Annotated in this window: 13 protein-coding genes; 6 read left to right on the forward strand and 7 right to left on the reverse strand. The window is 33.7% G+C overall.

Translation table 11 applies throughout. The annotated features are described in order from the left end of the window. Positions 1 to 112 precede the first annotated feature (112 nt). Positions 113 to 2,281: a transglycosylase domain-containing protein gene (locus tag BN1058_RS06300; RefSeq protein ID WP_090854467.1), complete on the reverse strand. Its 2,169-nt coding sequence runs from the start codon at positions 2,279 to 2,281 to the stop codon at positions 113 to 115. A gap of 213 nt (positions 2,282 to 2,494) precedes the next feature. Between BN1058_RS06300 and BN1058_RS06305 the strand changes: the two genes are divergently transcribed. Beyond that, on the forward strand, positions 2,495 to 2,992 hold the full coding sequence (locus BN1058_RS06305; protein WP_090854470.1) for a hypothetical protein: 498 nt from the start codon (positions 2,495 to 2,497) through the stop codon (positions 2,990 to 2,992). Between the two features lie 194 nt (positions 2,993 to 3,186). Here the strand turns inward: BN1058_RS06305 and BN1058_RS06310 are convergent, their stop codons facing one another. From BN1058_RS06310 to BN1058_RS06325, 4 genes are all read right to left on the reverse strand, one after another. After that, positions 3,187 to 3,813, reverse strand: coding sequence for a response regulator (locus tag BN1058_RS06310; RefSeq protein ID WP_090854473.1), 627 nt, complete (start codon positions 3,811 to 3,813; stop codon positions 3,187 to 3,189). Positions 3,814 to 3,817: 4 nt separating this feature from the next. Then, positions 3,818 to 4,867 (reverse strand): sensor histidine kinase, encoded by a 1,050-nt coding sequence (locus BN1058_RS06315; protein ID WP_090854476.1) that lies wholly within the window; start codon positions 4,865 to 4,867, stop codon positions 3,818 to 3,820. 15 nt (positions 4,868 to 4,882) lie between these two features. Next, positions 4,883 to 5,650 carry a cell wall-active antibiotics response protein LiaF gene (gene liaF, locus BN1058_RS06320; protein WP_090854481.1) on the reverse strand — a complete coding sequence of 256 codons (768 nt, stop codon included), beginning with the start codon at positions 5,648 to 5,650 and terminating at the stop codon, positions 4,883 to 4,885. Positions 5,651 to 5,902: 252 nt separating this feature from the next. After that, complete coding sequence (locus tag BN1058_RS06325; protein WP_090854484.1) at positions 5,903 to 6,544, reverse strand: phosphatase PAP2 family protein; 642 nt, start codon at positions 6,542 to 6,544, stop codon at positions 5,903 to 5,905. A gap of 153 nt (positions 6,545 to 6,697) precedes the next feature. On the opposite strand from BN1058_RS06325, the gene BN1058_RS06330 reads away from it, so the two are divergent. Together BN1058_RS06330 and BN1058_RS06335 are read left to right on the forward strand one after the other, a co-directional pair. Then, on the forward strand, positions 6,698 to 7,162 hold the full coding sequence (locus tag BN1058_RS06330) for a ferritin-like domain-containing protein (protein WP_255307012.1): 465 nt from the start codon (positions 6,698 to 6,700) through the stop codon (positions 7,160 to 7,162). A 101-nt stretch (positions 7,163 to 7,263) separates the two neighbouring features. Beyond that, positions 7,264 to 8,427, forward strand: coding sequence for a M20 family metallopeptidase (locus tag BN1058_RS06335; RefSeq protein WP_090854486.1), 1,164 nt, complete (start codon positions 7,264 to 7,266; stop codon positions 8,425 to 8,427). A gap of 45 nt (positions 8,428 to 8,472) precedes the next feature. Here BN1058_RS06335 and BN1058_RS06340 read toward each other — a convergent pair whose 3' ends face one another. After that, the gene (locus tag BN1058_RS06340; protein ID WP_090854489.1) at positions 8,473 to 9,681 is read right to left on the reverse strand and encodes an ABC transporter permease; all 1,209 of its coding nucleotides are present in this window, start codon (positions 9,679 to 9,681) and stop codon (positions 8,473 to 8,475) included. Further along, the gene (locus BN1058_RS06345; protein WP_090856047.1) at positions 9,674 to 10,420 is read right to left on the reverse strand and encodes an ABC transporter ATP-binding protein; all 747 of its coding nucleotides are present in this window, start codon (positions 10,418 to 10,420) and stop codon (positions 9,674 to 9,676) included. The genes BN1058_RS06340 and BN1058_RS06345 overlap by 8 nt, the downstream gene beginning before the upstream one ends. A gap of 467 nt (positions 10,421 to 10,887) precedes the next feature. On the opposite strand from BN1058_RS06345, the gene BN1058_RS06350 reads away from it, so the two are divergent. The 3 genes from BN1058_RS06350 (at position 10,888) to BN1058_RS06360 (ending at position 12,545) form a co-directional block, all read left to right on the forward strand. Beyond that, positions 10,888 to 11,319, forward strand: a complete 432-nt coding sequence (locus tag BN1058_RS06350) for an HIT family protein (protein WP_090854492.1) — start codon at positions 10,888 to 10,890, stop codon at positions 11,317 to 11,319. Between the two features lie 150 nt (positions 11,320 to 11,469). Further along, positions 11,470 to 11,988 carry a tryptophan transporter gene (locus BN1058_RS06355; RefSeq protein ID WP_090854495.1) on the forward strand — a complete coding sequence of 173 codons (519 nt, stop codon included), beginning with the start codon at positions 11,470 to 11,472 and terminating at the stop codon, positions 11,986 to 11,988. 194 nt (positions 11,989 to 12,182) lie between these two features. Continuing rightward, on the forward strand, positions 12,183 to 12,545 hold the full coding sequence (locus BN1058_RS06360; protein ID WP_090854497.1) for a YtxH domain-containing protein: 363 nt from the start codon (positions 12,183 to 12,185) through the stop codon (positions 12,543 to 12,545). The last annotated feature ends 125 nt before the right edge of the window (positions 12,546 to 12,670 follow it).

Here is a 12,670-nt window from a genome sequence, read left to right on the forward strand (position 1 = left end):
TTCATCTGTTTTTTCTTATCGTAACGAACGAAGCACCATTCGTACAGATATTTTTAATCAATGTCAATAAATTGAAATAATTACAAAGAAAGAACCTTTTTAATTATAGCGATTAATCTTTAAGTGATAAAGTAATTTGATTTGATTCTTCTCCTTGTTGTTTTGATAATTGATTATAAGGTACAACATAATAACTAGATGATTCAAATAATGATACATCCTTTAAGGTATATTGCCCTTTTCCTTGTACTTGGCCAATTTGCTTGCTTCCGTTTTCTGTGATTTTATAAATATGATAAATGACACGGTCATCATCACTTGCTGTCCACGTTAATTGTCCTTGAACAAGAGACCAACCACCTAGCTTATAAGAAACACTTAAATCATCAATGATTGGTAAAGAAATTGGTTCCTCTACATCATCCACTCCTGTTGGCTTGACAAAGGAACTAGTTAACGATTGCTGTTGGTCAATTGCTTGAAGAATTTCTTTTGTCACAATAGTAGCCGCACTACTTCCTTTCGTTAAATAATGGGCTGCATCACTTTGATCATACCCCATCCACAAAGCAGTAGTATACTCTGGTGTAATGCCCGCAAACCAAGCATCTTTCGCTTTCCCTTCTATTTGTGGATGTTCGGTTGTACCCGTTTTTCCTGCCAACGCTTTTTGATAATCGCCAGAGGATGCTGTTCCATTTTCTACTACATTTTCTAGCATACGCAACATATTCCATGCAGCTTGTTTTGTAAATACATCAGCTGTAGCAGGAGTTGCTTTACCAATGACTTTACCATTCCGATCACGTATTGTAGCAATAGCATGTGCTTCAATCCACTCACCATTATGTCCAAAGGTACGATAAGCTTCTGCTATTTGGATTGGTGTTAGACCATTCTTTAGACCACCTAAGGCAATTGCTAAACCTTTATCTGGTAGAGAGAGATGCATTTTTTCTAAATATGTTTTGCTATAATCAATACCAATCTGATCAAGTAACCAAACCGCAGCGGCATTTTTGGATTGTTCAACTGCTTCATACATGGTAATATCACCAGCATATGTACCATCAGCGTTCGTTACTTGATAATCATCATAAGACTGTGCACGATCTTTTAATAGCGAATAGACTCCATAATCGTTCATTAAAGCAGGACCATAAACAGCTAAAGGCTTCATAACTGAACCTGGTTGTCGTGGTATGAAAGCTCGATTATGATCACCAATATTAAAATCCCTACCTCCAATTACCGCTTCGAATTGACCTGATGCTTGATCAAGCAAAACAAAAGAAGCTTCTACATTAGGTTCTGAACCATGGAAATAGTTATCTTTCTGTAATGCTTGATAAGCGATTCGTTGTGCACTATCATTCATATAAACCGTAATATGATAGCCACCCCGTTTTAATTCTTCTGTCGTTAGTTGATAGGTTGATGCTGCTTCTTTAATAACTACATCCAAATAATCATCTAACCATGGTTTGTCTTCATCATTTTGCTTTACAATATTTATTGTTTTTCCTTGCAAAGAAAGCATTTCCTCTGTTTCTAGCATACCCGCTTTCTCCATTTGCGATAAAACAATATCTCTACGAGCCTTTGACCGTTCCTTATCTATATATGGTGAATAATTATTAGGTGCCTTAACTAACCCTGCCAGTAAAGCTCCTTCAGTTACTGTTAATTCTTCAACAGATTTATCAAAATAATAAGAGGCCGCTGTTCCAACCCCATAGATTCCATGTGCAAAATAGACTTCATTCATATACATTTCTAATAATTTATCTTTACTAAAGTGACGCTCAAGATAAAGCGACGCCATAACTTCTTTTGTTTTTCTCATCCAGGTTTTGTCATTGTCCAAAAACAAGTTCTTTGCCAGCTGTTGTGTAATCGTACTTGCGCCTTCCACCTTTTCCATTGCTAAAATATCTCTATAAACTGCTCGTACAACAGATTTAAAATCAACACCAGCATGTTCATCAAAACGCACATCTTCAACAGCTACAAAAGCTTGTTGCACATGATTAGGGATTTGATCAATCGAAACTAATTCTCGATTCTCTTTATATAACTTCCCTACTAATTCACCATCCTCTGTTTCAACTATGGTAGTAGCTGGTAATATAAGATCTTCTTCATTAACTACTAACTCACCACCAAATATAATAAATACAAAACCAATAATCCCTAAAAGAAAAATCGCTCCTAATACGATACTTATCCATTTCACCCAAGGATATCGAACATATTCAAATAATTTCTTTATTAAATTCATCTTATTCCCCTCTTGAAAAGCATATCATTACATGAAGACTATTCATTCTATTCTAATATTACAACAATAATCGACATAGCCTACATTATCGAAATATTATACGACAGTTTCCTTCATTGATAAAGTAAAACTGTTACCTATTGTTACAAACATGTACAATTTAAATGATTATTGATAAAATGTAAAGAAAAGGGAACCCGGAGGTAAATAGTTATGAAGGCATACATGACAAATGGAACATTAGATTATCTTGAACATATTTACAAACAACATCCTGATGTGAATTTATCTCTAATGCATAATGCAAACACAGCTCTTGTATATTATGAAGTAATACACAAAATTTCGTTGTTTCGAGAAGCACGTGTATATGATGTCCTTGTTTCCTGTGGCGATTTAAAAGAACATGGTTTTGTATCTATGCGTCACATTCCATTAACAGATGATGGAAAACCTATATTTGAAAATGAATGGAAGAAAAAAAATGATTTGTTAACGAAACATACTGAACTCTATGCTTTTCGAGTGTTAAAGCCAACTTACGGAAATACGTATCTTGTATTTATGCAATGGGAGGACGAATATGCTTTTCAGGAATGGGAAATTACAAACTTAAGTAATGAGCATATCGCTACTGATTACCGTGCAGGAAAAGCATTTACAACAACATACAGCATGGTGGATTTGGAAGAGTTAGAAAGTAAAGCATAACCATTGAATGAAAGCAATGCTTTAAGACATTAAAAAAAACACCTTTAAATAAACTAATTTCTTCGTTCTATTCTATCATACTTTTATATGATAAGATAAAGTCAATCGCATAAATGTAAGACAGTCCAAATCTAAATTCAAGATAGAAAAGATGCGAACTGTCTTACCATAATATGTATTGCATTTTCTTAAATTTAAAATAATCCGTTACGATGAGCATAAACTGCTGCTTGTGTCCTATCCTTTACATCTAATTTGCTCAGAATGTTACTTACATGCGTTTTCACTGTTTTTATTCCTATAAATAGTCGCTCACCAATCTCCTGGTTTGTTAAACCTTCCCCAATGCACATTAAAACTTCTAGTTCTCGTTCAGTAAGCTGCTCATGAGGCTTAATCTGCTGTGAACGAAAGCTAGTCATCATCTTATTAGCAACTTTCGGCTCGATCACTGTATCTCCTTGATATGCCTTTTGTATCGCATCACTTATCTCATCAGCTGAGGAGGTTTTCAAAATATAACTAAACGCACCAGCTTTTAATGCAGGGAACACTTGTTGATCATCATAATAGCTTGTTAGAATAATTATTTTACAGTTTGGTAGTTTTGTCATAATTTCTTTTGTTGCTTCAATGCCATTTCCGTTTTCCATCATCAAATCCATTAATACCACATCTGGCTTTTCCTTTAATACAACTTCTATCCCCTTCTTACCACTTGAAGCTTCTCCTACAATTTCTAGATTGTCTTCTGTTTCTAAATAGGTAATAACACCTTTTCTAACAACATCATGGTCATCAACAACAACCACTCGAATCATCGAATCAACCCTTTCCTATTTGTAATGGAATTCGGATATCAATATGCGTACCTTCCCCTACTTTTGATCGAATCGCAAAGGTACCTCCTATCTCTTCACTACGTTCTTTCATCGTTTTCAGTCCGTAGGATGCAATTTTTTGTTGAGAAGATGGATCAAATCCTTTTCCATCATCAGCAATATGTATAAAAAGTTCATTTTTGTATTTTTTAATTTCAATTGTAACTTCTGTTGCTTCCGCGTGCCTTAATGTATTGGACAATGATTCTTGCACAATTCGAAACACATGCTCTTCTGTTATTTCAGATAAACGCTCAAAGCTATCTATCATAACTTGAAAATCAATCGAACATTTTTGCTCCAATTCATGTACAAGTTGTTTAATCCCAAGTGGGAGCGGATCGCCAGACAAATGTACAGGTCTTAAATGTAATAATAGTGCACGCATCTCAGTTTGTGCTTGTAAAGCAGTTGCTGCTATCTCTTTCATTTGGTTTTTTGCTTTTTCTGGTTTTTTTTCTACTAATCGAACCGTTGCCTGAGACATCATTGTTAGAGCAAATAATTGTTGACTTACTGCATCATGAAGATCTCTTGCCAAACGCTGCCTTTCTTCTATTGTTGCTGCTTTATGAGCTGACTTAGCATACTCTGCTTTTTCATCAGCTAATCGTTGCAATGATTTTACTTGACCTTGCATTTTTTCACCTAGTTCGTTTAATTCATCCCCAATTCTACCAATTTCATCTTCTCCATTATCATGAATGCGCGTAGCATAGTTCCCTCTAGACAACTGAGCAATTAAAACAGATAGATAATCTATTCTAGTTTTCATATTCCCACTGGCTTTAAAGCCAATATATACAGAGAACACAAACGAAACAACAAGATAAGTGATAATAAAGACAAAAATACTCATACGAGTTAACCAAGGAGGCGAAAATAACACATAAATAGTTAGTAAAAAAGCAAGTAATGTAATTAATGTTAAAAACAATGCATATAGGTGTGAACGTATATACGTATAACGAATAGAACTTAGTCTTTGTAACAACGAACCGCTTCCTCTCTATACTTTATCTATTCGAATAGATCCCGCTTTTAATTTCAAATCTAGTGTTAATTTTCTTGTTGCATGATCATAATAATCAGTTTGATAAGTTAAACTCCGTTGAATACCCTCGGCTTCTTGACCAAATACATTAATTTCTCCAGCCTTTACTTCTGCCATCACAGCAAATTCTACATTTTCAGGCATTAGAATTTGAATATCACCAGCCCAACCATGAATACGAATTGGAATATGCTTATCAGGAATAAATGCTTTTGTAAAATCAATATGATAATCCCCTACGGCATTCCGCAACTCCATCGGTTCAACTTTCCAGTTTGGTGCATTAAATTTATGATCACCTATCACAAATTTTTTGTTTTTTCCATACATTTTTTCACCGTTAGGATAATCGTCTGAATCAAATATTATTTTAAATTTATTTTTTTTCTTATCCGATGGGTTTAAAAAACTAAATCCAATATAAACAATCAACAATGGCCATAGTTTATAGATATCCCAAATTCTAAAAGCGATATAATCAAAGCGATCTGCAATTAACAAACCACCAAAGACAATGAAAAAGGAACCTGAAATCCATCCACCTTTACCTCTTAAAGCATCAAAAAACCACTTTAAACCTAATAATAAGAAGAATATAGGATAAATAAAATACCATGCTTCCGAAAAACCCCAGTCGACCAGACCTATATTAGACAAGATTAAACTTATTCCTAGTAAAATGATAAGAAGGGCTACGATATTTCGAAACAAATTATTTTTCATTTATTTTTTCATCCTCATTTATTTATTAAAAAGACAATAAAGACTTTCCTCGTCCTTTATATTGTAGCAAAAGTCTTCGTTCTTCACTACTTTGATTTAAGTGTATAAGAAAATCTGTTGATCGAATACAATCAACAGATTGGTTTTATCTCAGACCTAAGACTGAGGCTTTTGCTTCTACTAGTTAACAATAAGTTTAAACAGGAAACAAGCCGAGTATCAACTATCAACTTTTTTACATGTTAAGACCAGTTAGCTGTGCTTTTTATTATATCTTTTGGATAGGTAATTAAAAAGTTGAATCCACAGTATTAAAAATAGATAGCCATATCCAAAACCTGCAAGTACATCAGATAAATAATGCACATTAATAACATAACGACTTAATCCAATTAACAAGATAAGTGAAACAAATATTATTTGAATACCTAAACGTATACTTCCATTTTTTATTTCTTTATTTAGATAATATAAAATAAGACCATATGTAATCATTGCCCCCATTGCATGACCAGATGGAAAGCTATAACCCACACCTTCCGCTGCTTCAAAGATACTAGGTCGTTCACGTTGTATTAATAATTTAATCCAATAGTTAATACGGTATCCTAGAAACGCACCACCTATAATCCATAGTGCAGGAGTAATTTTTCTAAAAAACCAATAATAAACCAAACCAAATAGTAGAATAAAGGGAGTAATAAATGAACCAGATCCTAACTCTGTAATCCAACGAAATACCTGAAAAACAATTGTCCCGTTCCATTGGCTTACATATGAATCAGACCATTGATCAATTATTGGTTCGACACCAACGATTATCTTTAACGTTACAATTCCTAAAAACAACACTACCACACAAACGGACATTTCTACCTTTTTATTCCCAGACATAGTAATCACCTGTTAATCCTTTCTATTACTATTGTAAAATAAAACGATTATACTTCAAATTTATTCAACATATAAATATTAATTACATGTTTAGATGAACTAGAATCGGGAATTGTATAACTAAGTACAATATAAAGAAAGGATGTTTTTTAAATGACAGACAATGTAAGACAAATGAAAAATAATAGTGAACTAGAAAAATTAATTGATGGGTTGAATGAAGACCTAGCTAACGAATATGCAGCATCCATTATGTACACTTATAATGCATCTGTTTTAGAAGGATTATACCGTCCATTATTAAAACCATTTTTTGAAGATGAAATCTCTGATGAGATGGGACATGCATTGTACTTATCGAACAAAATTAAAATCCTAGGTGGTACACCAACCACAACCCCTGTAGAAGTAAATCAATATACAGAGCCAAAAGACATGCTAGAAGATACATTAAAAGCAGAAGAAGCTACAATTAAACGCTATCAAGAACGTAAAGAACAAGCAGAAAAATTGGGCTTAACAGAATTAGCAAACCAACTAGATGATATGATTGATGATGAAACTGGTCATAGAGAAGAAGCAATGCGTTTATTAAAGGATGCTTCTTTCTCTAAATAATAAAACGAAAAAACGTGACCTTCTCTATTAATAGGAGTTGGTCACGTTTTTTTATGATATGTTATACTGTTAAAAATGATTCATAGAAGGAGAAAGTGTGCATGTGGAAGGAAATAAATGTAATGTTAGATCAATCATTCGATGAAATGATTGCAACACGTAGATATTTACATCAATATCCGGAGTTATCTTTTCAAGAAACAAAAACCGCTCAATTTATTGCGGATACATATGAAAAACTAGGTATACCTTACCAAAAAGGTGTTGGTGGAAATGGCGTTGTTGCTACACTTAAAGGTAAAAAACCTGGTAAAACAATTGCCTTAAGAGCAGATTTTGATGCTTTACCAATACAAGATGAAAAAAATGTATCCTATAAATCAATGGTTGATGGCGTCATGCATGCTTGTGGACATGATGGACATACAGCCACGCTATTAACAACGGCTAGCGTACTAAAAAAATTCCAAACCGAATTAGCTGGAACAATTGTTTTTATTCACCAGCATGCAGAGGAAATAACACCTGGTGGTGCAAAACCAATGATAGACAGTGGTGTTTTGGATAATGTAGATCTAGTCTTTGGCATGCATTTATGGACGAACACCCCTTATGGTGTTGTGCAAACGGCAGAAAAGGAATTTATGGCAGGTGCAGATAAATTTTCTATAAACATTCAAGGAAAAGGTGGTCATGGTGCAATTCCTCACCAAACAAAAGATGCCATTGTGATTGGATCTCAACTAATCACTAATTTACAGCAAATTGTAAGCAGAAGAGTGAATCCATTAAGTACTTCTGTGTTATCCATTGGGACATTTCATGCAGGTAATACATTTAATATTATTGCAGATACAGCAAATATAACAGGTACTGTTCGTACATTCGATTCAACCATTCAAACACAAATAATGAACGAAATGGAGGATATTATTCAAGGTACTTGTCTTGGATATAATGCTACATATACCTTTGAGTATGATAAAGGCTATCCTCCTGTCATTAATCATCTTAAGGAAGCTAAGCATGTTATTGATGTAGCAAAAAATGTAGATGGCGTGAAAAAAGCTGAATTTGTAGAACCATCCATGACTGGCGAGGACTTTTCTTATTATTTATTAGAAAAACCAGGTGCATTCTTCTTCGTTGGTGCACAACAGCAAGGAAATTTCCAACCTCACCATCATCCAGCATTTGATATCGACGAGCGCGCCATGCTAATAGCAGCAAAAACCTTTATAGAAATTATCAAAAGTTATCATTGACCGGAGTTTATGTAAACTCCGGTTTTATTATTAATAATTAAAGCCTTACTGCAACTTCTTCTTTACATAGCCATGTAAAAATAACATTGTGAATAAAAGACCACCAGCTAGCATTACAAATGCACCAACTATGTTCTGATGAATGACAAATACCCCAGCAAATAATAGTGTTTGCAATATCAATAACTGCTGAAGTAGTTTTACAACAGCCTGCTGGCGAAGCACATGAGAAATTGGATAAATTTCAATCCATAAAATGGTGCGATGATGATGCCATATCGTCATTGTTTGAATACCAACTAAATAAATGAACAAGATACCAACGACAAATGCTATCCATTGTTGTGGGATATAATATATTGCAAGAAGTCCAATTAAAACCAAACGTACATACATTCCTAGATAATCCACACTACGCACTAGTGTAATACGGTATAAATAATCATAGGCCCTTCTTTTATCAATAGCGATTGACTTGGTTAATATACGAACAAGCCAATGTCTTTTCTTAACGACTGTCTTTAAATGGGGTACATCTGTGAACATATTAGCCAAACGATAAAAACTTCTCATTCGTGTACGATCTTTTTCTACTAGAATATCCCAAGCTATCGCTTTGTGACGGGAAGATAAATAGTAAGCATATAAAAAAACAAAAAATAACAAAACAGTTGTAACTCCTGCATACAAGAACGAACCATCTATGAAAAAGAAAAATAAAGCAAACTGTAAAACAAATCGACAAATTTTATCAAACCAGCGACTATTTATATCACGTATTTTTAACATCCACCAGTTAGCCATCAAGTTCCAAGCCTTTAATAATAACAACACCAATCCATATAGAAAATAGCCGTTGTATGTTCCGAAACTAGCTTGATACAATGGTGCAAAAACTGCTAAGGTCAGTACAACTAAATACAGTTGCATAACGTAGCTAAAAATTAATGCATTTGAAAAATAACGCGACATTTGCTGCTCAGCGGGTAATAAAAACATTAAATCAGCTTCTTTTAATAGTGTATGAACCGGGCTATATGTAACCACTAAACTAAAAAAGAAGGCAATGATCCATATGCTTGGAAAATTAGGTGGTAGTTCACTTAACAAATTTTGATAATAATAAGCTCCTGCAGAGATTAAAAACAGTATTGCAATAGCAGTATGTCCATTAAAAATATATTGTAAATAACGACTCGTTTCTTTAACAAAATCTCGAAAACGCTCCATAAAAAATTTATGTGCATTAAACATGATGATCGGCTTCCTTTGTTAATTGCACATATATATCATCTAAAGTTGCATTAGGCATTGAAAATTCTTGCTGTAAATTCTTTAATGTTCCACATGCTTTAATTTTGCCATCATGTAGTATAACAAACCGATCACAATACCGTTCAGCAGTAGAAAGTATATGTGTAGACATAAGGATACCTGCTCCACGTTTTTTCTGCTCTTCCATCCACTCTAAATATGATTGGATACCAAGCGGGTCAAGACCTACAAACGGTTCATCAACAATATATAATGGAGGCTCTACTAAGAAAGCACACATAATCATTACTTTTTGTTTCATTCCTTTTGAGAAATGGACGGGAAACCATTTAAGTTGTTTTTCAAGACGAAATGCTTTTAATAATGGTTGTAACCTTGCTTCAAACGTAGCTTCATCAATTTCATATGCCATAGCAGTTAAACGTAGATGCTCATACAGTGTTAATTCATCGTACAATAATGGCATTTCAGGAATATAAGCAAACTGTTTGCGATAAGTATCTGGTGATTCTTGGAACGTTTTCTGATTAATTTTCACATGACCTTCTTTAGGGTGCATTAATCCGATGATATGTTTAATTGTAGTACTTTTTCCTGCTCCATTTAATCCAATCAAACCAACAATTTCATTTGGAAATACATCGAATGAAATACCATGTAATACATTTTTATGTGTATATCCTCCATGTAACTTGTCAATATGTAATAATGCGTTCAACATTTATTCCTCCGCTCTTCATTGTACTTCTATTCAGATTTTACCATTTTCCTTTTTAGAAATCCAAAAAAATAATGAATATTTTTTCAAAACCTGTTCATACTATTACTGAAGGAGTTAGGATATAGCTTTTACCACACATTCATTGTGGGTTACCACACGAAATGAGGTGTTTGTGAAAGACAGTTTATGCTTGTACTAACCTTTTTATGAAAAGGAAAAAAAACCGACTGAAGACATGAGGTGTTGACAAACGGTTATATAATAGTCTAGTCATAAAACGTTAACGAATCATTCCCCTGGTTCTAAAACGAATTAAAAAAACTATCCTTCTCCTTTAGCAAGTGGGTGGTCTGGTGATAACTTGTCTTACAAGACATTGTTTCCATAGACACACCCACTTGTTTTTTACTTATTTTTTTTAAAATGCTAAAATATAAGTAAAAAGGAATTGGAGTGATATAGCAATGATACATGAAGATTGCATATTCTGTAAGATTATAAATGGTGATATTCCATCAGCTAAAGTATACGAAGATAATGACGTGTATGCATTTTTGGATATTAGTCAAGTAACGAAAGGGCATACATTGGTGATTCCTAAGACACATGTGAAAGACATTTATCAAACACCTGAAGAAGTAGCTAGCAATTTATTTGCACAAATTCCAAAAATATCCAAAGGAATTAAGGAAGCATTTCAACCTGAAGGAATTAATATATTAAGTAACACTGGTGAAGTTGCTGGTCAATCTGTTTTTCATTTACATATTCACCTTATTCCACGTTATGGAAAAGAAGATGGTTTTAAACCTACATGGGAAACTCACAGCGAGGATTATACACAAGAAGTTTTACAATCTATTGCAAAAAATATTCATGAAAAAATACACAATTAAAAGTTATCATTAAATCAAAGGTAAAGCGTTGCAAGCCTTGTTTTTTGACTATTCTTTTTATTTATTATCTGTTATAATAAAAGCACTTCGCATTCGGCAATCAGTGCACGAATGGAAGAAAAACAGTTAGTTAGTAGAGGAGAGACAGAGATGAAGACAAAAGTATTAGTTTTATTAGCGTTATTTATTGGTATTGGGGCAGTGCTCCATATTATTGCACCGCCTATTTTGTTCGGGATGAAGCCAGACATTATGTTGCCAATGATGTTTGTAGGCATACTGCTATTCCCTAAGTTTGAATATGTTATTCTATTAGCTTTTGCTACGGGAATTATTTCAGCTTTAACAACGACAGCACCTGGTGGTCAAATTTCAAACTTAGTAGATAAACCAATTACAGCACTTATCTTTTTTGGTTTACTGTTTGTCATACCTAAAGCACTAAATCATAAGATAACTGCATCTATTTTAGTTGCAATAGGTACAGCAGTAAGTGGTTCAATATTTTTGATAATGGCACTATACGTTGTAGGTCTACTTCCTGGGTCATTTACTGCCATGTTTGTCGGCGTAGTGTTGCCAGCAATGCTTTTCAACGTGGTATTTACTGTTATCCTATACCCAATTCTACAAACAATTATGAAACGATCACAGGTTTCAGCAGCATAAAGCTACTAAAAAGAGGCTGCAAATACAGCCTCTTTTTAGTAGCATTTGTTTCAAGATGATTCCGGTTTTTAGGTACTTAATGCTATCCTGTGCTGCTAATAAATAAAAAAAATGTACGAGAAATTTATTAATTATAGGTTTGATGCTGATAAAAGTCGAGAAAATAGTATAATATAAGGGAAAGGAGTGAAATGATGGCGAACGGAAAATCTTTATTACTTGGTCTTTTAGCTGGTGGAGTAGTGAGTGCAGCTGCTACCTTACTTAGCACACCACAATCTGGAAGAGAATTGCGTCATAATGTTAAATCACGTGGAGAAGAAATTGTTCAATCCTTAGACAAAATTAAAGACGAAGGTCGACTTCTTACCGAACAAATTGCAAACACCTCAAAAGAAGGCGTAACATTAATAAAAGAATTATCAGTTGATGTAAAAAGTTCCATTGAGAGTTGGAAAAACACAATAGAACCACACCAAAAAAACATTCAAAACTATTTAGTACAAATTGAAGAACGACTCAAAGAGTTAGAAGAACAAACAAGCACACGAACATAAAAAAATGCCTTTTAAAAGGCATTTTTTTAATCTTAAACTGTTCTCTAGCCTTCCCACTTTAACGTGTTAAACATAAACTGCGAAGAAAAAGCCATCTTTTGCAACCACACTCTATTAAATCTTTA

The organism is Paraliobacillus sp. PM-2 (genome assembly GCF_001368815.1).
In the GTDB taxonomy this organism is placed as follows: domain Bacteria; phylum Bacillota; class Bacilli; order Bacillales; family Amphibacillaceae; genus Paraliobacillus.

Excerpts from the sequence above, each read along its gene's own strand:
- BN1058_RS06360 (WP_090854497.1), top strand. The coding sequence starts at position 12,183 with ATGGCGAACGGAAAATCTTTATTACTTGGTCTTTTAGCTGGTGGAGTA.
- BN1058_RS06305 (WP_090854470.1), top strand. The coding sequence starts at position 2,495 with ATGAAGGCATACATGACAAATGGAACATTAGATTATCTTGAACATATT.
- BN1058_RS06335 (WP_090854486.1), top strand. The coding sequence starts at position 7,264 with ATGTGGAAGGAAATAAATGTAATGTTAGATCAATCATTCGATGAAATG.
- BN1058_RS06340 (WP_090854489.1), bottom strand. The coding sequence starts at position 9,681 with ATGTTTAATGCACATAAATTTTTTATGGAGCGTTTTCGAGATTTTGTT.
- BN1058_RS06300 (WP_090854467.1), bottom strand. The coding sequence starts at position 2,281 with ATGAATTTAATAAAGAAATTATTTGAATATGTTCGATATCCTTGGGTG.
- BN1058_RS06325 (WP_090854484.1), bottom strand. The coding sequence starts at position 6,544 with ATGTCTGGGAATAAAAAGGTAGAAATGTCCGTTTGTGTGGTAGTGTTG.
- BN1058_RS06355 (WP_090854495.1), top strand. The coding sequence starts at position 11,470 with ATGAAGACAAAAGTATTAGTTTTATTAGCGTTATTTATTGGTATTGGG.
- liaF (WP_090854481.1), bottom strand. The coding sequence starts at position 5,650 with ATGAAAAATAATTTGTTTCGAAATATCGTAGCCCTTCTTATCATTTTA.
- BN1058_RS06330 (WP_255307012.1), top strand. The coding sequence starts at position 6,698 with ATGACAGACAATGTAAGACAAATGAAAAATAATAGTGAACTAGAAAAA.
- BN1058_RS06350 (WP_090854492.1), top strand. The coding sequence starts at position 10,888 with ATGATACATGAAGATTGCATATTCTGTAAGATTATAAATGGTGATATT.
- BN1058_RS06310 (WP_090854473.1), bottom strand. The coding sequence starts at position 3,813 with ATGATTCGAGTGGTTGTTGTTGATGACCATGATGTTGTTAGAAAAGGT.